The following is a 26,919-nucleotide window of genomic DNA, read 5'->3' on the forward strand; positions in this document are numbered from 1 at the left end:
ATGGTTGATCGCCGCGTTAAGCGCGTTATTATTTCATTATTTTTTTTTAGTCAAATCGTTTATTTTAGGGGGTTTTTTATGTATGGGTTAATAAGCAAAAAACATTTAGATGAAATTATAATAAATGTTGTTAATACTTTAGGAGGTGGCCAAAATGCTATAAATCTTCTAAGCGAAACGGCAATGGCGGAAACTAACTACGGAGATACGCCGGATCTTCATTTAAGCAGCGGGTATGGAATTTTCCAATTTGATCGGCCGGGGTTTGCTGATGTTCAAGCTAGAACACCACAAAGTACAAAAGTTCTTATACAAAAAGTTTATAATATCGATATAGACAATGTCAGCATTTTAGCATTACAATGGTCACCACTTTTAAGCACTATTTTTGCAAGACTTTTTTATCTTTTGCGCCCAGGGGCAATTCCATCAACTTTAGAATGTCGCGCCGCGTATTGGAAGCAATATTATAATACTTACAGCGGAGCGGGAACGATTGCGCACTATATAGAAGCAAATTCTAACCAAAGGTTTGAAAATGGTTAATACATACAATAATAGCGATACATTAGCGAGTATTTTTGGATTTGATACAAATAATCTTAATATTCCAGATAATACTGGAGTAGTACAACAAGATGATCTATCATTTTTTGATTGGTATGATAATGAACTAAGAAAAGCGAGTATTTCCGCTGATGATACTTTAGGAGAGCAAGAATTACAACAAGAACAAATTAAAGCTAGTGCCGCGAAATTTTATGAGAATTTTTCCTCCAATATAAAAAACGCTATTGATACTATTTCAAGCGATTTATCTATCGGTAAAAATGTTGTTATTGTTGGGGGATCCGTGTTGATTTGTTTAGTAGTTTGGAATTTTATCGGGCGTGATATTTATCAAATTGCTAAAAAGGGGAAATAATGGACATTATACATGATTTAGCGATATATGTGCAAATTTTGACACCGCTTGTTTTGATCCCTCTTTTTAAATTACAGCAGACATTAACAGAGATAAAAATTGATATTGCAAAATTAAAACAAAAAACGGGAGTAAATTAAATGGATTTGACAGAAGCAAGCAACGCCGCCGGCGCACAGATAAAAGATGGAATTATACAAGCGGGCAAAGATATTGGGTTTAAGATCACAATAGGATTATTTATTATTGCAATAGCAGTCTATAAAAAGAAGTAGTGGCGAGATCTCGTCACACTTTTTTAGTATTTGTATAAAATTAAGTTTAAAATCAACCTTAAGTGTTTTTTCCTCCAGGATCTATTCGCGCAGCATAACAACAAACTACCATAAAATAGACATTTCATTTTTTTAGAAAATATTAAAACCGTTTAAGTTTCAAAATAACCTTAAACAAATTTTACTATTTAATCTTATCTTTTATGATATAATTTTCTCAAAATTTTGTATCAAAAGGTTTATCATGATAAAAATACTTATCTCAACAATTGCTATATCTGCCCTATTCTTTGGATGCGCAAGCAAAGAGCCATTATCTACCGTAGAAGCAACCGATTACGCAATGAGTTGTAACGCATTGATAAGTGAAATTAGCAACATAAGATCACAACTTAAAACAGAAGAGGACAAAAATCTAGCTAAAAATATAGTTGGAAAGACTCTAACATTAGGAATATATAGCGCAAATGATGACAAAGCACTACTTTTAAGAGAGCGTGCAAAGAGTTTACAGCTTATTTATACCATAAAACAAGCTAAAAATGAATGTAAACAATTAACCGAAAAAGATCTAAAAGTAGATAGTATGCCAGTGCATGAAATAAAAAACATAAAAACTCAAACAAATGAGCTAAAAAATTAATTTCGCGCGGAAACTTAACATATAAATAAAAATATATTCAATTTTACCGTAATAGATTAATTCTTTAATAGTAAAATTGAATAATCTTTGAAATTTAATACCAACATACCAATACATAATAAAAAAAGATTGTAGGGCATTTTAGAGAGGTTTTTTTATCATGATAAACTTCAAAATTCAAAACCATCTAATCATAAACCGCATAGATTAAGTGCTTTTGCCTCAAGCAAAACACCAAAACACAGTCGTAAGACTGTTTCCTTATTGAGGCGTAGCGCCGCGAGAAATCAAAAATCGACAATAAATATAAATTATTATATATCTAAAATATCTATCAAAAAAAGACTTTGTATATATATAGGATAGCTAGTGTCTGTTAGACACCAGAAAATTGCTAGCTAGTGTCTGTTAGACACCAGCTAGTGTCTGTTAGACACCAGCTAGCAACGTATAGATTACAGAAAATAAATTTGATGATTTTTAAAAAAATTAAGCTAAGTTTAAAAAATTTAATATTAGAATTGTCTCTTAAGTTTCAAAGCTACGAAGAGTAGCCGTGTAATGCTTGCAACAAAACACGGCCTACAGATACAACCTATTACGGAGGTCATAAATGTATTACGAACGAATTATATCTACAAATGCTTTTAATCCCCTTAAATATCATAAAAAATCAAAATTAACCTTAAGCGATAAAAACGTTATAAAGTTTAAAGTAAATTTTTTAAAATGCCATATTTATAGTAGTTTTGCACAGTTGGCAACTATAATTTCCAAACTATTATATAAACCTCTCAATGGCCTATCGGGCAACATACCATTGGTGTTCTACTGGCTTTTTGAGAATGCCGTGTAATGTGACAAATTGGATTGGTAATGATTCTATTTTATTGCCATTGACGATTCGATATACTACAAAATGCAGATGAGGTCCCCTAGCATATCCTGTTTTGCCGCTGTATCCAATCAATTCTCCTGCTCGCACTTGCTCGCCAAGTCTCACCACGACACCATGTTGCTTGAGGTGGGCATACAATGCAAAAGTACCATCATGATGCTCAATGACGATATGATTGGCATCTTTCAAAAACGAACGATTGGGACCTCCTTTGTTGGAATCTGATTTCACTTCAATTACCCTACCCGCTCTAGCTGCATAGACGCCGGTACCTTCTTTGAGATTAAAATCAACAGCATATTGACTTGCTCCAAAATGAGTAAAGGTGCCATTAAATCCTTGTGTAACCATCTGTCTGCTTCCTGCACGATAAGGGAGTCTGTAATGATATGCTTTGTCATACTTGGCATTTATTCTTCCCATCATCCATTTGTAATTAGATTTGAAGATTGTCTTACCTTTTTGCTCACGGATACGCACTATCTCTTTTTTTATATTCGGTTGCAAAATGACGCGTTTTGAGATGTGTTGATTGCCGCTTTTGCTTTGATAGCGTGCATCATAGACGAGTGTCACACTATAGGGATTTTTATTGAGTCCTGTGACAACAATATCATGACCTACGACTTTGGCCTTGCAAACAACACTATGATTGGCGCCATTTAGGGCACTGAGCAAAGAAAATATTAGCAAAAACGGGACGATTAATTTATTCATTTTTATTCTTAGTGATGATTTATAATTAAAAGTATACCGTGTCTTGGAAAATTATGGTATAATCTTTCTAATTTCAGCGCACCTCGATCTGCGACTGACTTCGTTTTTGTAATCCTTCGATAACCTTAACAACAACTCACAATCGAGTCTAGATCGACAAAGTTTCCAAACTTATCGTAGGCTCATCATATAAAAGGTATTTTATGTCATTTTCAAATTTGGGTTTAATGAAACCCCTACTGCGCTCTATTGCAGATTTAGGCTACAATGAGCCAACGCCGATTCAAAAGCAAGCCATTCCGCTCATATTAAAGCGCAAAGATGTTTTAGCCGGAGCACAAACCGGTACAGGGAAGACTGCCGGATTTACCCTACCCCTATTACAATTACTCGATAGCAAAAAAGTCACCAAAGGCAAACGTCAAATACGTGCCCTCATCATGACGCCAACACGAGAACTCGCCGCTCAAGTGGGTGAGAGTGTTCAAGATTATGGAAAGTATCTCCCTTACAAGGCTACGACGAATTTCGGTGGGGTTGGTATCAATCCTCAAATTACAGCGATTAAAAAAGGTGTGGATATTTTGATTGCCACTCCGGGCCGATTATTGGACCTTGTCGGGCAAAAAGCTTTGGATCTCTCCGCTGTTGAGTTTTTGATTTTAGATGAAGCCGATCGTATGCTCGATATGGGATTTATCCACGACATCAAAAAAGTCCTCGCCCTACTTCCAAAACAGCGACAAAACCTGCTCTTTTCAGCAACCTTTTCCAGCGAAATCAAAAAATTGGCAGATAGCCTACTCAACGCGCCTACATTAATCGAAGTAGCGCGTAGAAATACCACAGCTGAGAGTATTCGTCAAACAGTGCATCCGGTGGATAGAGATAAAAAAAGAGAAATGCTCTCTCATCTCATTCATGAGGGCAAATGGAGTCAAGTTTTGGTTTTTACCAGAACCAAACACGGGGCAAATCGCCTGAGTGGACAACTTGAAAAAGATGGCATTCGTGCTGCGGCGATTCATGGAAACAAAAGTCAAAGCGCAAGAACCAAAGCATTGGCTGATTTCAAGATGGGCAGGGTTAACGTGTTGGTGGCCACAGATATTGCAGCACGTGGGATTGATATCGAACAACTTCCTTATGTCGTCAATTTTGAATTGCCTAATGTTCCAGAAGATTATGTACATCGTATCGGAAGAACGGGACGTGCCGGCAATGGAGGAGAAGCACTCTCATTGGTTTGTGTCGATGAAGATGCTTTTCTTGTGGGGATTGAGAAACTCATCAAATATAAAATTCCAAAAGTCATTATCGATGGCTTTGAACCAGATCGCTCCATTAAACCTGAGCCGATTTTGCAACGCAGTAACCGACAACAACGCAGTAAGCCTCGCACCTCGGCACCAAGAGGCTCTAGTGGGAACTTTGCAAAAAATCATTCACGAAATACAAATACCTCTTCAAGACCGAGAAGAACACAATCTCGATAATCTGTTATATTCGGCTTCTTTAATCAAGAAGTCGATACCCTCTTTTCACCCGCCCCTATTGGCTCATCAGCATCCTTGCATATAAGCCCGCTGTGGTAGTGTAGCCGACTTCACTAAATTTCAGCCTACCCTCTTTGTCATACATCAGTGTGGTGGGGAAAACGGTGATATGAAACTTTTTGGCATAAAAGCCCTCTTTGTCATTGACGACATTAAAATGTAGCTTATGTTCATCAAGATAGGCTTGTATCTCTTTTTGAGTGCCCGATTGTACCGCAATCGTGATGACATCATAATCTTTTGAAATCTTCTCAATATTGGGAGCTTCGAGTTTACAAATAGGACACCAAGTCGCCCAAAAGTGTATCATGATAGGACGATTTTTGGGTAGTGTGATATTGCGACCATCTATAAGCGTGACATGCTTAATATCAAGCCGATTTTTATTTAAATCCGACGCACGATAATAGCTCACAACATTCATCGCAATCGTTAAAAATACCACAAAGAATAACGCTTCTTTGAGATATTTTTTTATATGATTTTGCATGCTATCCCTTCATGCTAAGTATTGTTGATATGGCTATTCTCCGAAAATAATCACTTCGTAACTATCGCGTTTCACCAAAGGATTTTTGACAGTATCGCCACTATTTTTATTGACTTTGATGAGTTCTTCTTTGAGTTCATCAATCATATTTTCGTACTCTTGAAGTTTCTCTTTGAGTTGAATAATAATATCAACGCCTGCCAAGTTGACACCAAGGTCTCGCGTGAGTCTTTGTATCATTTTGATTTTATCGATATCTTTTTGAGAAAAAAGCCGCATCTTTCCTTCAGTACGAGAGGGACAAATCAGCCCTTCTCTCTCATATTGTCTTAGTGTTTGAGGATGGATGGTCAAAACTTTAGCAACTACGCTTATTAAATATACCGGTTCATCATATGCATGCATGGTTTTATGTCCCCTTTCTACTCTGGTAATTTTTCTTTCATGATCTCTTTTAAATTCTCATCCAAACTATTGACATCTGGAAGGATAATATTGGCTTTTAAGTAGAGATCTCCTTTTTCTTGCGTTTTTCTATTGATAACGCCAAAGCCTTTAACACGGAATTTTTGACCGTTTTTAGTGTTTTCTTTGATTTTTAGTGTCACCTCTTTATAAGGTGTTTCCACTGCGACTTTACCGCCGAATAAGGCTGTTTTGAGTTTGATATCTAGATTTTGTATCAAATCATCACCTTCTCGTTCATAAATAGGACTACTCGCCACTTCGACACTCAAAAAGAGGTCACCGCGTTGTCCTTGGTAAGATTTACCTTTGCCTTTGAGGCGCATTTTTTCGCCACTTTTGATACCGGCTGGAATCTTGATATCAAAATGCTCATCGCTATAGGAAATCGAATGTTTTCCACCCAAGATAGCAACATTAAACGGGACCGTAATCCGCGCTTCTACATCTAAATCAGGTGCTTGAAATCCACCAAATCCGCTATTTGAAAATCCACCGGAGAAGCCACCTCGATTGAAGCCACCAAATCCAGCACCGCCCATGCCGCCACCAAAGATATTTCTCAGTATTTCATCCAAATCTGCATTTCCACCTTGGCTGGATGCAAAATCATGAAAATTTTGTCCTCCAAACATATTATCGCCATACGTGTCATATTGTTTTCTTTTTTCCGCATCTTTGAGTATTTCGTAAGCAGCATTTATCTCTTTAAATTTTTCTTCCGAATCTTTTTCTTTATTTACATCAGGATGATATTTACGAGCTAATCTTCGATATGCTTTTTTTATTTCGTCTGCCGAAGCATCACTTGAAACACCTAATGTGTCGTATAAACTTCCACTCATGCCTTTTACCTCTTATTTTTATTTGATATGCATTGTACCATAAAAGTTTAGTCTATGTCAATCAAGGTTGTGACATTATGGAGAATAAATACATAAAATTATACATAAAATATAAACTTTTTTTGTATCTAAAACGAATGTCAGCACATCTATGGTAGAATAAATCAAAATAAATTTTAGGTTAGGCGCATGAAGATATTAATGATAGAAGATGATTTGGAATTGGCTGAAATTTTATCAGAATATTTAGAACAATTTGACATCAAAACAACAACAGCTGAAGACCCATATTTGGGGCTTTCCTATCTTGATCATGAGACTTTCGACCTGGTTATTTTAGACCTCACGCTCCCCGGAATCGATGGCCTGGTTGTTTGTAAAGAGATACGAAAAAAACATGCGATCCCCATCATCATTTCATCAGCACGTCATGATCTCACCGATAAAGTCACTGCACTTGAAAATGGGGCTGATGATTATCTTCCAAAACCTTATGACCCACTAGAACTCAGAGCGCGAATTATGAGCTTGCTCCGTCGTCACAATCAAGATTTTGGGATTTCACAAGAGACAAAAAAAGAGGCACCAGACCTCTTACTTGATGAAAATAAAATGCGCATCACCCTTATGGGCGAGGAGTTAAATCTCACCGTGGCAGAGTATGAGATTTTAGCATATCTCATCAAAAAAGCAGGCGGTGTCGTCTCTCGCGAAGAGTTGATTTATAATGTTGATTCTATCGGAGAAGACACCACCAATAAGAGCATTGATGTTATCATTGGACGTATCAGAACAAAACTCAATGAAAATCCAAAGGACCCTAGATACATCCACTCGGTGAGAGGAATCGGGTATAAATTAGTCCAATGAACAGAAACTCTATCTTTTATAGCATTACCTTTATTTTTATTATCTCCATTGCAAGTATCATCTTGGCATTTATGTTTTTGATGGACTATGACAAGCAAAATTATACAGAAAAGCTCAATAACAAATATACCATTATAGCCAGAGCCACCCTCTTTCATCTTAATAATTTCATCACGAAAAAAGAGCTTGAAAATCAAGTCGAGGGATACAATATGAAGGGGATTAATAACAAAAAAGACAAAGAAAAAATCATCAAAAATGCTCAAGTGCTCCAAAAAATCGTCAATAAAATCGGAACCAGCTCGATTCTCTATTATGAAAAACAAAACTATCTTTTGATTGAACACGACAACACCGTATTGCTTTTAAAAGATAATGATTACCAACCCTACCGCTATCACACCATACGCAGTATCTTTGCGCTCATACTTTTGATTATAATCACTGCGTACATTCTCACTATCCGAAAAATAAAGCCGCTACGAAAACTCAAAAGAGAGATGAATAAATTCGCACAAGGCGATTTGCAAATCTATTGTGCCACAGATGGAGAAGATGAGATTTCGCAAGTGGCCAACTCATTTCAAAATGCCGTAGATCAAATCAACAAACTAAATAAATCGCGCCAACTCTTCTTAAGAAATATCATGCATGAGCTCAAAACGCCCATCACAAAGGGAAGAATTAGCGTCGAAATGATTGACAATAACAAACAAAAGCAACGATTAATCAGTGTTTTTGAAAAGCTTGAACTTCTGATTAACGAATTTGCATCAATCGAGCAGATTACTTCAGGGGAAGGCGTCAAAAATGTCAAACCATACCGCTTGAGCGATATCATTGATGAAGCCATTGATTTGGCCATGATATCAGATGATCAAGTCACTATCGATATAGATAAAAATTATATTGTTCATGTTGATTTCAGACTCTTTACAACAGCAATCAAAAATATCATCGACAATGGGATCAAACACTCTATCGATAAACAAGTCTCTATCAAAACAACTGACGATGAGATTATCTTCATCTCGCAAGGCAATCCTTTAAAATATGATCTTTCCCACTATACCGAACCCTTTACACAAGGTGAGATTACCCATAAAAGCTTTGGATTAGGACTTTATATCGTATCGAGTATCATTAGCGCTCATAAACTGGAATTCAAATATGAACACAGAAGCAGCCAAAACTACTTTAGCTTCAATAAAATAAGTCGGCTATTTTAAGAGATGTTATTCATTTCTCAAAGTATCTAAGACATTAATCTTAGTCGCTTTGTAGGAGGGATAATAAGACGAAAAAGCAACAATACCAATCGAACCCAATAGTATCATGAAGAAATCTGTTGTTGATAATTCAAGTGGCAATTTCGAGGTACCATACACATCAGCAGGCAGTGAGACAATATCGAAATTTCCCAATAGATAAATCGAGAAAAGCCCCAAAAGTGTCCCGATGACAATCCCACCGCCTCCTATAATCATGCCAAGATAAAAAAATGTTTTTTTAATCTCTTGCTTTGTGGCTCCGAGTGAGAAAAGCAATGCAATCTCTTTGCGTCTGCTCATCACCGTCATCAAAAGAGAGCTGATAATATTCAATGATGCGATGAGGATAATCAACATCAAGACGATAAACAACGAGCGTTTTTCTAGGGCTAGTGCTGAGAAAAAGTTACCATTCATCTGCCACCAACCAAGGATTTTTAGATTTTTAGGCAAGACTTTCCTAATCTTTTCAATATCCTTAAAAGGATGCTTTGAGTAGATATGAATCCCATCAAATGTCCCTTTTTTATAATTTAAAATTGCTCTAATTGACTCTAAGGTTGTGTACATATAGACTTTGTCATAAGCAATCAATCCGGATTCAAAATCACCTTTATATGTAAATCGTTTCATTCTGGGCATCAAAGAAAAACCGCTGGGGTCATTTTCAGTGAAAATCAAAATCAGCTTATCTCCTAAATGCAGAAAATTGCTATCTTTGATCTCTTTCCCTACGATAAGATCGTATTTTTTGGGATTGACGCCTTTGAGTGCTTTGTTTAAGACCGAATTAATCTTTTTTTCTTGCTGAAAATCAACACCAAACAGCAAGCCGCCTTCTAGCTGACTGCCTCGCTTTGTAATCACTTGAGAAGAGATATAGGGACTAAAAAGTAGCTGAGGAAATGTATCTTTTAAATACTCTAAATCTTTTGTTTTAACTTTATCAAATGTAGCAGAGTAGACACTCAGGGGATAATTCATCGTAAAAAGTTTGCGTTCAAACTCTTTGTCGAAACCATTCATAATGGCCATGGCGACGAGTAATACCATCACACCGACACAAACGCCTAAAAAGGCCAAGAAAGCACTCACGGTTATGAAAGGCTGAGCCTTATCAAATCGTAGATATTTGCGAACCAGATAACCGCTTATGCTTTTTCGTGCCATCAATTATACTAATGCACCTTTTTTAGGACCGCTCACACCGCAGCAATTTTTATATTTTTTGCCACTACCGCATGGACACGGAGCATTTCGTGGGATTTTTTTCTCTGTAACCATCACACTATCAGCATCACTTGTAGCAGAACCATTGTGCTCTAATGTCATACCGTTTTTCGTATCTGCTTCCATCGCGCGCATCATATCTTCCATCGCTTTTTTCTGCGCTTCTTCGTTTTCATCTTTCAATTGCACGACATAAAGTGTTTTGAAGCTTTCAAATTTTATCTGATCAACCAACTCTACAAAAAGGTTATAACTCTCTTTTTTATACTCTACCAATGGATCTTTTTGGTTGTACCCTCGCAGTCCGATACCCGTTTTTAAGATATCCATTTGATATAAATGCTCTCGCCATGCTGTATCTAAGACTTGAAGGTATAAAATACGCTCAATTTCTCTTTTTTGCTCATCATCAACAACAGACATTTTGACACGATAGGTTTCTGATAACGCTTCATCAATATAAGTTTTCAAGGCATCATAATCAAGACCTTCAAAATCTTTTTCTTCAAAGCCTTCTTTCAAATCTGTGTTGATAATCGATACTAAATTTTTCAAATCAAAATCTTCTTTAGGAGCACCTTCTAATATCTCAGCACGCAATAATAAATCTTCAACATACTCTTTTTTGATTTCTTCTATTTTTGAGCTAATATCATAATTTTCATCCAAGAGATTGTTTCTAAAATTATAGATTGTCTTTCTTTGTTCATTGGCAACATCATCATATTCGAGCAAATGTTTTCGGGATTCAAAGTTCATATTTTCAACTTTTTTCTGTGCATTTTCAACTGCACGCGTTACCATTTTGGACTCGATATGTTCGCCCTCTTCAATACCTAAGCGGTTCATGATGTTTTTGATACGATCACTACCGAATATTCGCAACAGATTGTCTTCTAGACTGAGATAAAAACGACTTTTACCCGGGTCTCCTTGTCGTCCTGCACGACCCCGTAATTGATTATCAATCCGTCTACTTTCATGACGCTCTGTACCGATGATGTACAAGCCACCTAAAGCTTTGATTTCATCAGATATCTTGATATCAACCCCACGACCTGCCATATTAGTGGCAATCGTAACCGCACCTTTTAAGCCGGCATCTTTAATGATTTCTGCCTCTTTTGTGTGATTTTTCGCATTCAATACGGTATGAGGGATGTGACGTTCTTTGAGAAGAGAATGCAGTGCTTCACTTTTTTCAATTGAAGCCGTACCAACCAAGACCGGTTGCCCTTTTTTGTGACATGCTTCAATATCATCAATGGCTGCTTTGAATTTTTCTGCTTCTGTCTTATAGATAAAGTCATTGTTGTCTTCTCGAATCATTGGGAGATTTGTTGGAATTGTGATGACTTCTAGTTTGTAGATTTGTGCAAATTCTGTGGCTTCTGTTTGTGCGGTACCTGTCATACCGGAGAGTTTTTTATATTGTCTAAAATAGTTTTGAAAGGTGATATCTGCGAGTGTTTGGGACTCTTCTTTGATTTGTACCTTTTCTTTGGCTTCTAGTGCTTGGTGTAAGCCCTCAGAAAAGCGTCTGCCTTCGCTGAGTCGTCCTGTAAATTCATCGACGATGACAATTTCACCATCTTTGACCACATAATCGACATCTTTTTCAAAAAGATAGTGTGCTTTGAGCGCTTGGTCAAGATGATGGGCTAATACCGCATTTTCCAAGCTATAAAGGTTACCGACACCAAAAAGCTCTTCGGATTTTTCATTACCTGCTTCTGTTATCATGATGGTTCTATTTTTTTCATCAACGGTAAAATCCACATCTTTTTTCAATTGTAGGGCAATGTCATTGGCTTGTCTGTATCCATCTAAAGTTCGATTTGTTGGCCCAGAGATGATAAGAGGGGTTCGAGCCTCATCAATCAAAATCGAATCCACTTCATCTACGATGACAAAGTTGTGTCCACGTTGGACTTTTTCTTTCAAAGAGTAGCTCATATTATCACGCAAATAATCAAATCCATACTCATTGTTGGTACCATAGGTAATATCAGCGTTGTATTGTTCTTTTCGTGCCACTTCATCTTCAAGTTCCGCAGTCACAACACCCACACTCAAACCTAAAAAATTATAAACCGGTTTCATATCGTTGGCATCTCTTGCGGCTAAGTAATCATTGACGGTGACGACATGCACCCCTTCACCGCTCATCGCATTGAGTGTGACGGGCAATGTTGCTACGAGTGTTTTACCCTCCCCCGTTTTCATCTCTGCGATATCGCCGCCATGCAACACTAATCCACCGACAAGTTGCACATCAAAATGACGCAAACCGATTGTTCTTTTACTCGCCTCTCTCGTAATTGCAAATACATCGTATAAAATTTCATCTGTTGTTTTTGTACCGTTTTTAATCTCTTCTCTAAAGTGGTTAAATTTCTCTTGTATCTCAGTATCGCTCATCTTCTCATATGTCTTCTCAAGCGCATTGATGTTTTCTACTTTTTTCAGATAAGCTTTCACCAATCTGTCATTTTTAGTTCCAAAAATCTTCTTAGCTATATTGTTTACGAGCATTAATCTACCTTTTATTTATTTCAAAGCGATAATTTTATCATACTTTTACTATCTATTTGCTAAAACTTTACTATAATATCCCAATGGAGTCAAATTTATGAAATATTTTTTATTAATTGCTATTTTTATCATCAAAATACAAGCTGGAGTTTTGGATTTTAAAAGTTTACAAAGTGATTTTACACAAACCATCACCAATGATGAAAACAGCACGATTACTTATACCGGAACCTTTTATGCCACAGCGGCAAACCAAGCATTGTGGATTTATAAGTCGCCCATCAAAAAAAGTGTCTATTTTGATGGCAATCATGTCGCCATCGTAGAACCAGAGTTAGAACAAGTCATCATGACGACACTCCAACGCAGTCCCAACCTCACTCAAATTATCGCCGATGCAAAAAAAATGCATCATGATACATACAAAGCGACCTATGAGAACACGGATTATTTTATCAATATCAAAAACGACACGATACAAGATATCCATTATAAGGACAAACTTGATAATCATGTCGTCATCCATCTCAAAAACCTTCAAAAAAATATCATCTTAGATGCGACACTCTTTCAGGTCAAAATACCCGAAGGCTATGATGTCATCGATCAATAATCTTTCACACACATACCCTCTTTTTTGAGGGCATCGATGATTTGTTGGGTACTTGGCAAGGCATTCATCTTTTGAATATAAATATGATCGATATCGACTCCGTATTTATTGGAGCAATACTTGATGATGGCTTTTTTCATATTTTCCTTGCCTTGAGAGGTCACTAAATCTTCAAAATAAAAGCTACCGATGATGATATTAAGGGCATCAATGATTTTATAATGTTCCTCTTCGACATCTCTTCCATCAAACACCAAACTGATGCTAATAGATACCGGCTTTTTCTTCACTTTTGAAAAGACTTCTGAGCTAAAATCATCAACATGCAACATCTGCGCATAAAGTCCAACCGTAGCACATAGCACTAAAAATATCATGATCTTTTTCATCTTCTCTCCTTAATCAAAAAATGTTTGGTAACGGATGGGTTCTTCTTCAATCTTTCGCACTTCAGAATTGTGATAAAAATCAATCACTTTTTGCGACACTGTCGTGATTTTTTCTATCCATTTGTGAAAATCTCCATGCGTTTGATGGAGGTAGAGATTTTTGGGATTTTTTGCCCTTGAGATGGCAACGTAAAATTGACTTTTTTCAAAAATATGATCGATATTGCAAACCAGTGCATCGATGCTCATCCCTTGTGATTTATGTATGGTGATAGCATAGGCTAGTTTGATAGGAAATTGCTCCAAAGAGACCAGTGGTTTCTCTTCGATTTCGCCATTGAGACTAATATTTTCACTCATCACATACTCTTGCCTATCAACCCGCACTACCGCATTCTCTTTTTCGATGATGAGGTAATCATCAGCGATTTCTTTGACAATACCACGCTCTCCATTATAGTATTTGCCCCATTTATTGGTGCAAAAGAGCACTTTGGCTCCTATTTTCAATGTCAAATCACAAGGAACCGGCAAAGAGTTTTTCCAATTTTTGATTTTATTTTCGTGCAAACTTTTGACATGATGCGTCTCTAATGCCTTGATGACAATCGGTGCGCCTTCAAGCTCGTTTAGTTTTTTGAGATTCATTTGATCAGCCTCATGATTTCTCGCAAACAACATCGTAGCAGAACGCTCTAAAACTGATTTGTTTTCTCGCAACTTTTCAAGGTATGCGATCACATCATCATCAATATTTGCCACTCTGATTTTACTCAAAACAGCAAAAAATGCAGCATCATCTGTGCGTTTTGTTTTGGTTAACTCTACCACCAGTGGATTCATCAACTCCCAAGCACTACTCTCAAAGGCGTATTGATTGAGATTCAAAAGAGTGGTATTGTTCTTCTTAAAAATTGGCGGCAATTGGAAAAAGTCTCCAATAAATAAGACACGCCCCTTAAATCCTGCACTTCGCAAGCGATATTGAATCATATCTAGTAAGGAAGCAGAGACCATGCTAATCTCATCAATAATCAATAAATCACAACTTTTGAGTATTTTTTTGATTTCGCTCAGACGCCCTTTAGCATAGCGGTCGTGCTTGCGTAACTCCTCTAAAGAACCACAAATCCCAAATGCAAAAAAACTGTGAATCGTTTGACCGTTTATATTCACAGCACTCACTCCCGTGCTCCCTAGTGTCACAACTTGCCATGCGTGGGCTTTGGCTCGTGATACCAACTCAGTCGCCAGATAACTTTTGCCAACACCACCACCGCCTGTTAGGAGTACATCTCGTGTTTCTAGTATTTCTTCTATTTTATTTATCATCGATTTATGTCCAATTATTTTATGTCATTATAGCATAGATATTTTATCCTAAAGACAGATGGCATTAATAGCTTTTTAACAGCTCATTTGCTATGATTAGCTTATGATTAACCTAGAAAAAGCAAAATTACTAAAGCAATTATACCAATACAAATCATTTGGTTTTGAATACTTTCAAGACAATCAAACACTGGGAACAACACAGAATCAACCTTCTGTAAATAGCCTTGATGAATTGGAACATAAGGTCAAACAATGTCATTTGTGTCAGTTGGCAAAATCTCGAAAAAACATCGTTTTTGGAGAAGGAGATGAGCATGCAACGTTGCTTTTTGTAGGCGAAGGTCCTGGTGCCAATGAAGATGAGAGTGGCAGACCTTTTGTAGGAAGAGCGGGCATGTTGCTCACAAAAATCATTGAAAATGTACTCGAACTCACACGAGAAGATGTTTATATCACCAATATCGTCAAATGCAGACCCCCGAATAATCGCGTCCCAAGCGTCGATGAAGCCAGTGTCTGCAAACCATATTTGATGGAACAAATCGCCATCATCAAACCCAAAATTATCGTCGCTTTGGGTTCGACTAGCTATCACTATCTCACAGAAGATTACGATATGCCGATATCTAAAATCAGAGGAGAGATTCTTGAATTTGGAGATGCTAAACTCATCCCGACATACCATCCAAGTTTTCTCTTACGAAATCCATCAGCCAAAAAAGAAGTCTATGCTGATATGTTAAAGGTCAAAAGGCTCCTATGAAATCTTTATTATTATTGTTTGTTGTTATAAGTTTCTTGTTTTCCAAAAGTGAAGTGCCCTCTACAATACCACCAGCGCAGAGTGTCTTTATCAATCTTGAAACCCAAGAGTGCCATACGGAATGTCTCAATGAATTATTGAATAATGGCAAGATTTTTTCATTTTTGAGTGTCTATCAAAATCATAGTGAATATGATGATATCCAAAACGCCTACAATGAATACTCAAAGCTATTTGGAATGAGTCGCTCACAAGAGGTCACCATCAAAGTCGCCATGCTGGTACCGCAAAAAACCATACGACGCTATGCTATCAGCACGGTCAATTCTGTTTTTACGTATCTGCTTTATAGAAAATTTAATTTTGATCTTAAAGTGTATAATTGTGAAGATGAAAGTGAAAAATCAATCTTGGATAACCTACAAAAAATCAAAGATGATGGATTTATTTATGTGATTGCGCCTTTTACCGAAGTCGGTGCTAATATCCTCACCAATCACGCCGATGGATTGATCGCATACATCCCAACTGTCAATGTTTCTAAAATACAAAATCCTCGTGCTAATGTGATATTAGGGGGGATTGACTATAAGGCTCAAATTGAAAAACTCTTGGACTATACCGCTGATAAAATCGCAATATTTTCTGATAATAGCAGTATTGCCAACGAACTAGATAGTGATGTGGCTACCACACCAAAAAACATCATTTATAGCAAACAATTTCACAATAATCGCCTGCAATTCAAAAAAGTCCTCAAATGGAACAAAGCCCTTGATGGGGCATCGATTTTCTTGAATCTTCCTCTTGTCAAGGCCAGTTTATTGGCCTCACAACTGCGTGTTTATGATAGAAAACCTTACAACCTTCTCTCTACGCAAATCAACTACAATCCGATGATATTGACACTCACACAATATGCGGATAGGAAATCCATGCTCATTGCCAATTCTATTGGCGAAACCAAGACAGAAATCGTAAGAGCCAATGAAATGCTGGGTGGCGATATTGAATACGATTGGGTAAATTACTCAACAACACTCGGCATTGATATGCTATATGAAACATACTTTTTAGCTGATGGCCAAAGAGATTTTTCAGAAACCATCGCCAATGGACAGGTACAATATGGCATCAAAATCATGTCACCGAAAATCTATACAATAAGACCGGTAGAGTAAAACATCTAAAGATTGAGGGATGTCAAAAAGTCTCTAATATCCCTGTCGATTCGAAGAGGTTTGCCCTCTTTTGCAAAGACTAAAACCGCGGTCATATCAAAAAGCTTTTCGTCGCCTCGCCACACTGTTTGACTCAACTTCATCGAACTGTTTCTGAGTTGTAGTATTTTATTTTTGACGTCAAGCAAATCGCCAAGTTTTGCCGATTTTAAAAATTCTGCATCGATATGTTTGATCACAAAATGTCCACCATCTGCAGTCGGTGTAGTGCCTTGTTCAAAAAATAATTCGCTACGGGAACGCTCACAAAATTTCAAATAATTTGCATGGTAAACAATACCACCAGCATCCGTATCTTCGTAATAGACTCGTATCTTCACGCTATGTTCTCCTATTTATCAATGAGTTAATCATCTATATACTTTAGATTATACAAAGGTCTGGCTTGTACATGGCTTTGCTTTAAAATTTTTTTGAAGTTCACTGTGTCAAAGAGTATCAAGAACTAGTCCAAATGAAATTTATGTTGGAAATATGACTTACATACTCACAGGTGAAGGATGGTTCTATTTAGCTACGGTTATTGACTTATATTCACGTAAAATGGTTGGGGAGTTAATGGGATAATTACTCTTGTAAATGATGCACTTTTTATGGCTTTAAAAACAAAAAATCCTAAACATGGATTAATTTGGCATACGTGAACGAGGAAGTCAAAACTAGCAAATGCGGTTGCATAGCAAAGTTTCTGTGAATATGCAGCTGATTCTCATCGTGAACTTCTTAAATCTTATGGAATCATTCAAAATATGAGTCGTAGAGAAAACTGTTATGATAATGCTGTAGCAGAAAACTTTTTTCACTCATTCAAAACTGAACTGACACATTTGAGAAAATTAAATAGAATGAGCACTTTTTGAAATTATCATAAACATCTAATATTTTATATTTCAATTTAGAGTTACTTTGTAGGCATTTAAAATGACTATAAAATTACATAAAATATCTAAAAAGGGGAGTGTTTAGTAGTACAAGACAATTGGCATGGAAGAAATTCTTCATTATGCGTACGAATTAAGGTTGACAGATCATATTCCCAAAGGCATATGTTATGCAACCGTCTCGTTTATAGAGAATATTTCAAAACACTCAAAACAGGAGGGGCCATTTGATTATTATATTCAATAGGTTTTAACAAATTACATGTTAAAATACAAAACATTTTATAACATATGACAAGATTCGTGTCTCAAAATTTTGTCTCTAAAAGGTCATATGGACTTTAACAAACAATACATTTATATCTTTACTTATATGATGTCACAGGCAATCAGGCAAAAAATCAGCTGTAGAGAACAGGGACATATGAGTACATTTTAAGTATACAGGAAAAAGATTTAAACTGACAATGAAAGTTAATATTGTAGCACTCATACTCATCTTGTTCATTACAAGTACTGCTGTCATGTGTAAAGAGCCCGAAAAAGTGTCTTTACGGTTTCTGGGCAATATCAATTATGCTCCGCTTTTGTTTATGAACAACGATACGCCAACGGGATTGGGCGTAGAACTTGTCCATGCGGTTTTGCATAGTGCTCAGATCGATGGTGAAGTAGAACTCATGGAATGGGATGAAGCACAAAAGCAGATGAAAGCAGGCAAGGCAGATGCTTTAGTACTGATTAATAAATCACCAGCTCGCCTAGAACTGTATGATTTTTCTGAACCCTTCTTGGAATCTGATTTCTCTATCTTCCATCATATAAGCCGACCTGAAATCAATACACTCAACAGTCTTTCAGGTTTAAAAGTCGGCTCTGAGAAAGGTGGTTATGCTCGCACTATTCTTGAAAATAACCCTAACATTGAAATTATTACGATTCCGAATTGGCTAACCGGCTTTAGAATGATTGAAGCGGGGACTATAGATGCCCTTTTGACCGAAAAATGGGTTGGCGAGTACACACTAAGCCACTATAAAATCAGTGACATTGCAATATCGCCAATTCCAACTAAAAAAACGACAAGCTATATTGCAGTGGCTAAGGGAAACAAAGCACTTCTTGATAAAATCAATGAAGGGTTGAGAAAGTTGTCTGAGACAGATGTACGCGAACGCATACTTAGTCATTGGAGTTCTGAGACAATTACCTATATAACGAATAGAGAATTGAAAGCAGAAAGGTTACATAAACTCATGCTTTTATTAGCAATGGCACTCTTGTCTATCCTTGGTGCTTTAGGTGTGTACAGCATGTATCAGCAACGTATAATCAAACAACAAAACCAAAAACTCAAAGACTACAATACTCAACTTGAAGAGCTATTTGTTACAGACAAACTGACTGGTCTATATAACCGACACAAACTTGATGACACTCTTATATCCGAATTAATGCGGTTTAAACGCTATCAGGCTCCTCTATCTATAATCATCATGGATATTGATTTTTTCAAATCAATCAATGACACTTATGGTCATCAAGTTGGTGATGAAGTATTGAAAGATTTTGCCAATCTGAATAAGAATGCTATACGGTCTTCTGATATTCTTGGTCGTTGGGGTGGAGAAGAATTTTTGATTATATGCCCTGAAACTGATTTGGAAAGTGCTTATATCCTTGCTGAAAAGCTTCGTAGTATTCTAGAATCTCATGAATTTGCTAATGTTGGAAATATAACAGCAAGTTTTGGTGTGACGACCGCTACGATAGGTGCAAACGTTGATAACTTAATCGCACAGGCTGATGATGCCCTTTATAAAGCCAAGAGTAAAGGCAGAAACCGTGTTGAAAGGTTTAGTGCAGAATAATCTAGACATATCAAAGTGGATTGTCTCCCAAAAACTACGAAAAATATTTGTTTTTATACCATAAGAATAAGCTCTATATTATGTGAAGCATTAATTCCTTGTAAATTCTATCTATTGTCTGGTCTCTAAGATCTAGCTCTTTGGCTTTGTTCTTAAATTGTGAGAAGACTGCAATAACCTGCCCTACATAATCTTTAGCAATACTCTCTTTTATAGAGTGTTTTTTTGCAAGATCTAAAATATCTTTTAAAGTAAAATCATTGACCTTCCCATTTAAAGAGAGTTGGTGATTTTTTGTATATCCTGCTCCATTTGAATAAGTGATGTCATAAGCGGGACTTAGATTCCAAATACCATTTTTATCCATCGTAAATGCGAAGTTTTTAGCATGGTCATCTTGATTTCGTCCAACAATATTAAAAATCATCCTTTTAAACTGTTCATTTACTGCTTGTTGGCTTCCTGTAAGATATCTTGTCAGTCGCAAGAGTTCATCATAAGAATAATGCATAGGAATGTTAAAATTTGTATGGGTAAGTCCTGCCACAGAGTGCAGATGCAACGCTTCTCCATCTACTCTATCAAATCTTTTTATAAGATAGTGAGCTAAATTTCCATGAGTTAATAACTCAATATTTGGCACATTTATACCAAGCTCTTTTGCCATGCTCATGTAAAGATATTCTAATTTTGTATAGTCACTACTACTTCCATCATCTCTTTCTATATCAAATTTAATTAAGTAGTGCTCAAAATCTTTTTTTAATTCTCTTTTAACCCCACTTATGATCTCTTTTGTCTTATTGTTGTAGCCAATGATAGCCTTAGCTCTCGCTCCTCCTGCACTTGCAGCACTATCCATAAAGTTTAGCATTTCATCTACCACTTCAATAGCATCACCGCTTATAATCTTTTTTGCATTTTCATAAAAGTTTTGAAGCTCAATAAGTTCATTGATTTTCTCTTCTTCTACCTTATGTGCAACAGGTTTATATGTAATAGCCCCTATACTTTTATCTCCTATAAACATAAGCTTTTGGATAATTGTGAGTTCGTGGGGTGGAATGTTTTTTGATTCAAAATATCTCTCAATTACTTTTGTACCAAACTTATCTGGCAAAGTATCATGAAAAACTCCTGCCAATCCTTCAAAATATCTATCATCATTGTTTGTATATACCCCGTTCATTGAAAGAGGTAGTTTTAAAGGGGAGATTTCAAGAGTACTTGTTTTAAACTCTTTATCATATTCAAAATATACTACCCCATCTTTTAAAAGTATGGTTCCAATCTTTTTATCAAAAATAAAAGCTTCTACTTCCATACTCATTTTACAATCCTTTTAGGCAAAGAATCTTTGTTTTTTATCTCATCAAGGCTTTGGTGTTCTTTGGTTTTTAGTAAAGAGTTTAGATTATCAAAAAGGCGTAAAGCCATAAAAAGCTTAATAAGGTTCTCAAAAGATATTTTATATGAGTAAATAAACTGTTTATACGTAGGCAAAGGGATGTCAGCTTTTAGGGCTAACTCTTTTTGTTGGAGTTTTTGTACTTTTCGCTCAGTCTCTATTATCTTCACAGCTTTTTGTATTATTTCAAGTGGTGTATATAGCTCTATCATTATTCATCCTAAATATATTATAATATCTTTAATAAGTAAAATATACAATAATATATATTATAATATACTTAGTATTTATATAAAACTATTCTTATTTATAAAATAGACTGTATTTTGAGTAGCCACTTTTATATCTAAATTTCCCTATGGCAACCACAATGATTTGTCAACCTTAATTCCTACGCAGAATGAAGAATTTCTTCCATGCCCAATAACGACACTTCGTGCATGAATCGTTTCAGGTGCATCAAACTCCCAAGTAAAAGTTACATCTGCTGGCATTGCTGATTGCTGTGTTTGAGTGAAGAAATCTACTTTGATTCTCTGGGTCTCTATCGTTTGCAATTGCAACAAGATGCACTGTTACCACATATTCAACAGTTTTATATTTGACAACTGTTTCTATAAACTCCATCATATTACGAATTTGAAAGAAGATTCTGACATAAGGATCTTGAGTTTATCATCTATATACTTTAGATTATACAAAGGTCTGGCTTTTACATGGCTTTGCTTTAAAATTTTTTTGAAGTGCACTCCGATGATGTCATGATGATAAAATGGCATTTTGATTAAACCTCTGAAAATTTGTTGCTTTTTCTCGCGAGTTTAAGATACAATTTTATATATCTAAAAACAATGAAAGACAATAAGGAGAGCACATGATCAGTTCACTACTGTCTCTTGCATTAGCATTAGGAGTGACCTATTATGTTTTTCTTTTATCAGAGCAACAAAAAACGTTGATGAAGTTAAAAAGTAAGAAATGAGGCATTATGGAAGTGTTTAAAGCATCGATCTTTTTGCTTCTTGCAATCGGATTGTTTTATGCATCCATACAACCAAGAAAGCGTAAGAAACAAAGCAAGCCAAAGCATTAATAAAATAGTTTGAAAACTTGAAAAAAATAAAATAAACACTAAAAGGAGTTAATGATGTCAATAGGAAGTATCGTCGCTTTAAGTATATTGGGTATTATTATAGGTGGTTTATATTTTTTTGAGAAGATGTTGCTGCGTGTTTCAATCACGAATCCAAAAAATAGCAACAATCAACACAACTCTAAAAAAGCATGTTAGCAATCATTACAGGTATTGTATTTGCCGGCGTTGCTTATTATCTTACTGAAAAAGATAATAAAGATGGCGACTTATACCAACTACTTCACAAATAATTAGAGACAGTATAGCACCTATTATTTCATTGTTTCATACACACAACACTGGTTTTGAAGCTCTGCTATGACGATATCGAGCAACTCATAATTTGCGATGCAATGCAATATTCTACCTTCTCTTTTTTGTTTTACCAGCTCTAAATTTGTGAGTTTGGAGATATGATGAGAGAGTGTCGATCCGGGGATTTTTAACGCTTCTTGTATTTCACCGACACTCAATCCGTCTTGACCTGCCTTTACTAAAAGCCTGAAAATTCTCAATCGCGTAAGATTTCCTAATTGTGCCAAGCATTTTACTAATCTTTCTTCTTCCATGATTTATCCATATTTTAGTTTTGTAGAATTATATCAAAAATAGAGATTAACCAAAAAACCACAACCAATTGCCATCGTAAAGACCGAGGCAATAAAAAATATCATGATAGGTGCTTTGAAAATCTTCTTGAGCATGATCATCTCTGGTAAACTCGCTCCGGCACCGGCTACTGTCAAGGTCAAAATAGAGCCCATCCCCACTCCTTTGGCTAACAAAGCAGGTGCAAGCCCAACCATTGATGCCGCTCGAATATAAAGAGGAATCCCCACTAATGCCGAAAGGGGAATAGCAAAGGGGTTGTCAGCTCCTGCATATTTTGCCAATAAATCATGAGGGACAAAACCATGCACAAAGGCGCCGATACCAATACCAATAGCAAGGTATGGCGAAAAGCTTAGAAATTGCCTCCATGTTTTACCCAATAGTGCGGTGTTAAATATTTTATGCATGTTACTGATTTTCCTTGTCGCAGCGGGGCCATCACAGCACTCATTTGTAGATGCAAAAATCCTGAAATTTGAAACGCGTTGAAGTTTTTGAGATGTTGCATTGAGATGACAAGTAGCAGTAGCACAAGAAGTTGGCTTATATTCTGGTTCAAAAATCTCTGTTTTAATATATTTTTCAAAGCCAAACTTCTCCAAGGTATAACCTGCAAATATTGAAGCAAAAAATGAAATCAAACCATAGACAATAGTCACATTGAGACCAAAAGCACTCCAAAATACTGCCACGATAATCGGATTCAACAAAGGTGATGTAAATAAAAATGTCATGATAGGACCAAATGACGCTTTTGCCTTCAATAGTCCTAAAGTCATAGGAATTGTTGAACAGCTACAAAAAGGTGTAATAGAACCCAATACTGCAGATATTATATACCCTCCTTTGCTTGATGATAATAGCGTCTGTACTTTTGTCGGGTTGATAAAGACATTAATAACTTCTACTAAAAAACTAACGCCGATAAACAAGACGGTCAATTCAAGAAAATTATAAATAAAAAAACTCGCTGATTCTTTAAAAAGAGACAGTGTATCTATATTCATATTATTCCTTTAAAATTATATTTCTAGAATTATAGAAATAATTAGCTTAAAATAATATTATATTTCTGGAATTATAGAATAATATAAACTGCTCAATACTCATCTATTCAATGTTTCAATTTCATATCATGATATAAAATTGGGGTATTTTTCTATCTTTTTATTTTTTGCAAGCGCCTATTTTCATATTTTTTCGATTTTTCTCCAAAAACTTTGCCCCCAACCCTTTTACTTGGATGATATCATCGACTTTTTTAAAACAGTGTTTTTCTCGGTAAGAGACGATAGCTTTTGCTTTTGAGATACCAACACCATTGAGTGTTGTCAGCTCTTTAATATTGGCATTATTGATGTCAACCGCACCAAAAACAAAACTTGCAACCATAACCAGTAAAGCTAAAAACTTCATCTTTATCCCCTTTTTTAAATTTCCTATATTCTATCAAAAAAAGTGCAAAAAATAAACTTCCACCTCAAAATCCTAGCACTACTGGGCGAGGAGTTGATACGATTTGACACGATCTTTAAAATGATAGGTCACATTGACGATCAAGACTTCATCAACATCATAAAACGCAGCAAGTTTGGCGAGTTTTTCTTGGCATTCTTTTGCTGTTCCTAATACCATCGCTTGCTTGGATTCTTCATAATATTGTCTATCAACATCTGATAAATTTTTGATAATTTTCACGAGTTCTTCGGGACTTTTTAGTGGTTCTCGCTTATACTGCGTCGCCGCTTGCAATTTCCAATACAGATGTGAACTTGCTATAAATTCTGCCTCTTCTTTGGAGTCTGCGACGATACACGCCACCGCAATCATCGCCTTGGGTGCTTCAAATGAAGTAGAAGGGATAAAGGATTTTTTGTACTCTTTGATGATTTCAGGAGTGCGTTCATGATTGCCTATAAAAAGTGCCAAAACAAATCCAGCACCCAAGACGCCTGCGAGTTGAGAGCTTCCCTCACTAGAGCCTAGCAGATACACCGGTGGGGCGTTGAGGCCTGTTGGTGTCAGCGCAACATCAAAAAATGGGTGATTTTTGTCTAAGTTTTGATTTAAATATCCAATCAAATCATACGCCTTTTGCGAATAATCAATCTCACGATTTCCGCCTAAGGCACGTGATGTCATAAAATCACTTCCCGGAGCGCGCCCTATTCCCACATCGATTCTACCGGGATGGAGTGCTTCTAGCATATTGAAAGTCTCCGCCACTTTAAACGCGCTGTAATGGTTCAGCATCACGCCCCCGCTTCCGATTCTCATATTCTGTGTCGCGGTAGCAACGGAGTTTATCATGATTTCAGGAGCACAAGAGGCATAGCCTGTGGTATTGTGATGTTCTGCTAACCAATAACGATGATACCCTAAAGTGTCGCATATCTTGGCTAATTCTATCGTATCGAGCAACCCAAATCGATCGGCTTTGCCATCATGTACTGGCGATTGGTCGAGTACGCTTAGTTTTAATTTTTTCATGTTATATTCCCTTTTTAGCATCACCTTTGAGCCTATGATTTTTCATCAAACAATTGCCTCATGATAAGTTTCCCCAAGATGAGTGAAATCGCAATATTTACAAAAATCAAAGTCAAATCTCTATCATCAAAGTAAGAAAAAATATCATTGGGTGTGGTTGATTGATAAATGTGTAAAAAAATAAAAAGATGATCGATACAAAAGTACAATGCCCACGTTATGATATTGTAAACGATAAATTTCATAATCACTCTTTGTTTGGATATTTGATGACAGTTGCTATTATAACAAGAGATTTTAAACAATAGGAAAACTGGTGCAAAGATGATGAAATAAAGAGGTACGGATACTCTCACATCGGTACACGTACCTCTATCATGATACTTATTTAAAGTATTTTTTAGAGTTCTATATTTTCAACAATTTTCAATCCAAAACCGCCGATACCGACAAAATCTTTATTTTTTGACATGGAAAGCAGTCTGATATTTTTGATTCCTAATTTATTGAGAATCTGTGCTCCAATACCGTATTCTCGAATCTCTTTGCTGTGTGAATTTTCATCATCTATGAAGACCAACAATCCACCGTGTTCTTTCAGATAAGCAATGGCGTTGAGCATACTGTGTAATTTAGTGGTATTAGCAAACAGTTCATCATCCCTAAGGATATTATGGAACTTGACCGCCATCGTTTCTTGTGGTTCACCAAACTGATAGGCGGTGTGATGGTTGCCTTCATGATCTACCATATCGACTTTTCTTGTATCAACATCCAAAAATTTGGTAGTAGAAGAAGCGACTTCACGCACCAATGATTCGCTTTTCATACGATATTCAACAATATCTGAGATATACACCATATTGATATCATTTTCTTTGCAAAAAATATCCAAATCTGGCCTTCTTGCCATCGTGCCATCATCTTTCATGACTTCACAAATCACCGCGACTTCATGTAAGCCTGCCAAACGACATAAATCCACAGAGCCTTCAGTATGTCCGGTTCTCACCAAAGTACCACCTTTTCGCGCAATCAATGGGAAGATGTGTCCTGGTCTTACTAAATCGTCCGGATTACTAAGATTATCTGCTAATACTTTAATGGTCATATCTCGCTCATACGCGGATATCCCTGTCGTACAATCTTTTGCATCTACCGTCACGGTAAAGGCTGTTTCGTGCTGTGAATTGTTGTTGAGTACCATGGGTGCTAACTCTAATTTATCCGAAATTTTCTTTGAAAGAGCCACACAAATCAAACCTTTGGCGTGTGAAGCCATAAAATTGACCATCTGAGGGGTAGAAAAAGTCCCCGCATAAACCAAATCTCCTTCATTTTCTCGATCTTCATCATCTACCATCAAAACCATTTTGCCTTGTTTGATGTCCTCTATCGCTCTTTTTACTCTCTCTTCTGACATGTAAAAGTTCCTGCCTATATTTAAATTTTTAAAATTGT

At 36.3% G+C, this 26,919-nt stretch carries 30 protein-coding genes and 1 pseudogene; 13 read left to right on the forward strand and 18 right to left on the reverse strand.

All coding sequences use genetic code 11. The features are described from left to right. The 5 genes from SFB89_RS06210 (at position 1) to SFB89_RS06230 (ending at position 1,843) form a co-directional block, all read left to right on the forward strand. Positions 1 to 546 (forward strand): hypothetical protein, encoded by a 546-nt coding sequence (locus SFB89_RS06210; protein WP_331773821.1) that lies wholly within the window; start codon positions 1 to 3, stop codon positions 544 to 546. Beyond that, on the forward strand, positions 539 to 925 hold the full coding sequence (locus SFB89_RS06215) for a hypothetical protein (protein WP_331773822.1): 387 nt from the start codon (positions 539 to 541) through the stop codon (positions 923 to 925). Before SFB89_RS06210 ends, SFB89_RS06215 begins: the two co-directional genes overlap by 8 nt. Then, positions 925 to 1,065: a hypothetical protein gene (locus tag SFB89_RS06220; protein ID WP_331773823.1), complete on the forward strand. Its 141-nt coding sequence runs from the start codon at positions 925 to 927 to the stop codon at positions 1,063 to 1,065. Before SFB89_RS06215 ends, SFB89_RS06220 begins: the two co-directional genes overlap by 1 nt. Next, a complete protein-coding gene (locus SFB89_RS06225; protein ID WP_331773824.1) occupies positions 1,066 to 1,200 on the forward strand; it encodes a hypothetical protein in 135 nt (44 codons plus the stop codon). A 244-nt stretch (positions 1,201 to 1,444) separates the two neighbouring features. After that, a complete protein-coding gene (locus SFB89_RS06230) occupies positions 1,445 to 1,843 on the forward strand; it encodes a hypothetical protein (RefSeq protein ID WP_331773825.1) in 399 nt (132 codons plus the stop codon). A gap of 802 nt (positions 1,844 to 2,645) precedes the next feature. Here SFB89_RS06230 and SFB89_RS06235 read toward each other — a convergent pair. Further along, on the reverse strand, positions 2,646 to 3,458 hold the full coding sequence (locus SFB89_RS06235; protein WP_331773826.1) for a M23 family metallopeptidase: 813 nt from the start codon (positions 3,456 to 3,458) through the stop codon (positions 2,646 to 2,648). 203 nt (positions 3,459 to 3,661) lie between these two features. On the opposite strand from SFB89_RS06235, the gene SFB89_RS06240 reads away from it, so the two are divergent. Then, positions 3,662 to 4,954 carry a DEAD/DEAH box helicase gene (locus tag SFB89_RS06240; protein WP_331773827.1) on the forward strand — a complete coding sequence of 431 codons (1,293 nt, stop codon included), beginning with the start codon at positions 3,662 to 3,664 and terminating at the stop codon, positions 4,952 to 4,954. A 55-nt stretch (positions 4,955 to 5,009) separates the two neighbouring features. Here SFB89_RS06240 and SFB89_RS06245 read toward each other — a convergent pair whose 3' ends face one another. From SFB89_RS06245 to SFB89_RS06255, 3 genes are read right to left on the reverse strand one after another with little or no spacing between them, the layout of a single operon-like run. Next, positions 5,010 to 5,504, reverse strand: coding sequence for a redoxin domain-containing protein (locus SFB89_RS06245; RefSeq protein WP_331773828.1), 495 nt, complete (start codon positions 5,502 to 5,504; stop codon positions 5,010 to 5,012). A gap of 33 nt (positions 5,505 to 5,537) precedes the next feature. Beyond that, positions 5,538 to 5,909 carry a heat shock protein transcriptional repressor HspR gene (locus SFB89_RS06250; protein WP_331773829.1) on the reverse strand — a complete coding sequence of 124 codons (372 nt, stop codon included), beginning with the start codon at positions 5,907 to 5,909 and terminating at the stop codon, positions 5,538 to 5,540. A gap of 17 nt (positions 5,910 to 5,926) precedes the next feature. Continuing rightward, on the reverse strand, positions 5,927 to 6,814 hold the full coding sequence (locus SFB89_RS06255) for a DnaJ C-terminal domain-containing protein (RefSeq protein WP_331773830.1): 888 nt from the start codon (positions 6,812 to 6,814) through the stop codon (positions 5,927 to 5,929). Between the two features lie 189 nt (positions 6,815 to 7,003). On the opposite strand from SFB89_RS06255, the gene SFB89_RS06260 reads away from it, so the two are divergent. Further along, positions 7,004 to 7,684 carry a response regulator transcription factor gene (locus SFB89_RS06260; RefSeq protein ID WP_331773831.1) on the forward strand — a complete coding sequence of 227 codons (681 nt, stop codon included), beginning with the start codon at positions 7,004 to 7,006 and terminating at the stop codon, positions 7,682 to 7,684. Further along, positions 7,681 to 8,913: an ArsS family sensor histidine kinase gene (locus SFB89_RS06265; protein WP_331773832.1), complete on the forward strand. Its 1,233-nt coding sequence runs from the start codon at positions 7,681 to 7,683 to the stop codon at positions 8,911 to 8,913. The genes SFB89_RS06260 and SFB89_RS06265 overlap by 4 nt, the downstream gene beginning before the upstream one ends. Positions 8,914 to 8,919: 6 nt before the next feature. On the opposite strand, the gene SFB89_RS06270 is transcribed toward SFB89_RS06265, so the two are convergent. After that, positions 8,920 to 10,125 (reverse strand): ABC transporter permease, encoded by a 1,206-nt coding sequence (locus tag SFB89_RS06270; protein ID WP_331773833.1) that lies wholly within the window; start codon positions 10,123 to 10,125, stop codon positions 8,920 to 8,922. Positions 10,126 to 10,128: 3 nt separating this feature from the next. Beyond that, complete coding sequence (gene secA, locus SFB89_RS06275; protein ID WP_331773834.1) at positions 10,129 to 12,720, reverse strand: preprotein translocase subunit SecA; 2,592 nt, start codon at positions 12,718 to 12,720, stop codon at positions 10,129 to 10,131. A 97-nt stretch (positions 12,721 to 12,817) separates the two neighbouring features. Between secA and lolA the strand changes: the two genes are divergently transcribed. Further along, the gene (gene lolA, locus SFB89_RS06280; protein ID WP_331773835.1) at positions 12,818 to 13,333 is read left to right on the forward strand and encodes a LolA-like outer membrane lipoprotein chaperone; all 516 of its coding nucleotides are present in this window, start codon (positions 12,818 to 12,820) and stop codon (positions 13,331 to 13,333) included. On the opposite strand, the gene SFB89_RS06285 is transcribed toward lolA, so the two are convergent. Then, a complete protein-coding gene (locus SFB89_RS06285; RefSeq protein ID WP_331773836.1) occupies positions 13,327 to 13,722 on the reverse strand; it encodes a flagellar basal body-associated FliL family protein in 396 nt (131 codons plus the stop codon). The genes lolA and SFB89_RS06285 overlap by 7 nt on opposite strands. A 9-nt stretch (positions 13,723 to 13,731) precedes the next feature. Then, positions 13,732 to 15,054: an ATP-dependent DNA helicase gene (locus SFB89_RS06290; RefSeq protein WP_331773837.1), complete on the reverse strand. Its 1,323-nt coding sequence runs from the start codon at positions 15,052 to 15,054 to the stop codon at positions 13,732 to 13,734. Between the two features lie 103 nt (positions 15,055 to 15,157). Between SFB89_RS06290 and SFB89_RS06295 the strand changes: the two genes are divergently transcribed. Together SFB89_RS06295 and SFB89_RS06300 are read left to right on the forward strand one after the other, a co-directional pair. Next, complete coding sequence (locus SFB89_RS06295; protein ID WP_331773838.1) at positions 15,158 to 15,820, forward strand: uracil-DNA glycosylase; 663 nt, start codon at positions 15,158 to 15,160, stop codon at positions 15,818 to 15,820. Continuing rightward, positions 15,817 to 17,001: a hypothetical protein gene (locus tag SFB89_RS06300; protein ID WP_331773839.1), complete on the forward strand. Its 1,185-nt coding sequence runs from the start codon at positions 15,817 to 15,819 to the stop codon at positions 16,999 to 17,001. Before SFB89_RS06295 ends, SFB89_RS06300 begins: the two co-directional genes overlap by 4 nt. A 5-nt stretch (positions 17,002 to 17,006) precedes the next feature. Here the strand turns inward: SFB89_RS06300 and SFB89_RS06305 are convergent, their stop codons facing one another. Continuing rightward, positions 17,007 to 17,381 carry a YbgC/FadM family acyl-CoA thioesterase gene (locus SFB89_RS06305; protein WP_331773840.1) on the reverse strand — a complete coding sequence of 125 codons (375 nt, stop codon included), beginning with the start codon at positions 17,379 to 17,381 and terminating at the stop codon, positions 17,007 to 17,009. 1,028 nt (positions 17,382 to 18,409) lie between these two features. Between SFB89_RS06305 and SFB89_RS06315 the strand changes: the two genes are divergently transcribed. Further along, entirely contained in the window at positions 18,410 to 19,813 is a 1,404-nt protein-coding gene (locus SFB89_RS06315; RefSeq protein WP_331773841.1) for a diguanylate cyclase, read from the forward strand. Between the two features lie 73 nt (positions 19,814 to 19,886). Here SFB89_RS06315 and SFB89_RS06320 read toward each other — a convergent pair whose 3' ends face one another. The 3 genes and pseudogenes from SFB89_RS06320 to SFB89_RS11945 all read right to left on the reverse strand — a co-directional run. After that, a complete protein-coding gene (locus SFB89_RS06320; RefSeq protein ID WP_331773842.1) occupies positions 19,887 to 21,143 on the reverse strand; it encodes a type II toxin-antitoxin system HipA family toxin in 1,257 nt (418 codons plus the stop codon). Continuing rightward, the gene (locus SFB89_RS06325) at positions 21,140 to 21,433 is read right to left on the reverse strand and encodes a hypothetical protein (protein WP_331773843.1); all 294 of its coding nucleotides are present in this window, start codon (positions 21,431 to 21,433) and stop codon (positions 21,140 to 21,142) included. The genes SFB89_RS06320 and SFB89_RS06325 overlap by 4 nt, the downstream gene beginning before the upstream one ends. Before the next feature lie 247 nt (positions 21,434 to 21,680). Beyond that, positions 21,681 to 21,878, reverse strand: a pseudogene (locus SFB89_RS11945) (hypothetical protein); the annotation flags it as partial. Between the two features lie 490 nt (positions 21,879 to 22,368). Between SFB89_RS11945 and SFB89_RS06330 the strand changes: the two are divergent. After that, positions 22,369 to 22,512 (forward strand): hypothetical protein, encoded by a 144-nt coding sequence (locus SFB89_RS06330; RefSeq protein WP_331773844.1) that lies wholly within the window; start codon positions 22,369 to 22,371, stop codon positions 22,510 to 22,512. Between the two features lie 116 nt (positions 22,513 to 22,628). Here the strand turns inward: SFB89_RS06330 and SFB89_RS06335 are convergent, their stop codons facing one another. From SFB89_RS06335 to SFB89_RS06360, 6 genes are all read right to left on the reverse strand, one after another. Further along, on the reverse strand, positions 22,629 to 22,925 hold the full coding sequence (locus tag SFB89_RS06335) for an ArsR/SmtB family transcription factor (RefSeq protein WP_331773845.1): 297 nt from the start codon (positions 22,923 to 22,925) through the stop codon (positions 22,629 to 22,631). Between the two features lie 33 nt (positions 22,926 to 22,958). Continuing rightward, entirely contained in the window at positions 22,959 to 23,975 is a 1,017-nt protein-coding gene (locus tag SFB89_RS06340; RefSeq protein WP_331773846.1) for a permease, read from the reverse strand. A gap of 160 nt (positions 23,976 to 24,135) precedes the next feature. Further along, the gene (locus SFB89_RS06345) at positions 24,136 to 24,384 is read right to left on the reverse strand and encodes a ComEA family DNA-binding protein (protein ID WP_331773847.1); all 249 of its coding nucleotides are present in this window, start codon (positions 24,382 to 24,384) and stop codon (positions 24,136 to 24,138) included. Between the two features lie 78 nt (positions 24,385 to 24,462). Beyond that, positions 24,463 to 25,458: an LLM class flavin-dependent oxidoreductase gene (locus SFB89_RS06350; RefSeq protein WP_331773848.1), complete on the reverse strand. Its 996-nt coding sequence runs from the start codon at positions 25,456 to 25,458 to the stop codon at positions 24,463 to 24,465. Between the two features lie 32 nt (positions 25,459 to 25,490). Then, positions 25,491 to 25,703 (reverse strand): hypothetical protein, encoded by a 213-nt coding sequence (locus SFB89_RS06355; protein WP_331773849.1) that lies wholly within the window; start codon positions 25,701 to 25,703, stop codon positions 25,491 to 25,493. 155 nt (positions 25,704 to 25,858) lie between these two features. Then, positions 25,859 to 26,881 (reverse strand): bifunctional 3,4-dihydroxy-2-butanone 4-phosphate synthase/GTP cyclohydrolase II, encoded by a 1,023-nt coding sequence (locus SFB89_RS06360; protein WP_331773850.1) that lies wholly within the window; start codon positions 26,879 to 26,881, stop codon positions 25,859 to 25,861. Positions 26,882 to 26,919 lie beyond the last annotated feature (38 nt).

Origin of the sequence: Sulfurospirillum sp. 1612, assembly GCF_036556685.1 — a bacterium.
Lineage (GTDB): Bacteria > Campylobacterota > Campylobacteria > Campylobacterales > Sulfurospirillaceae > JAADIZ01.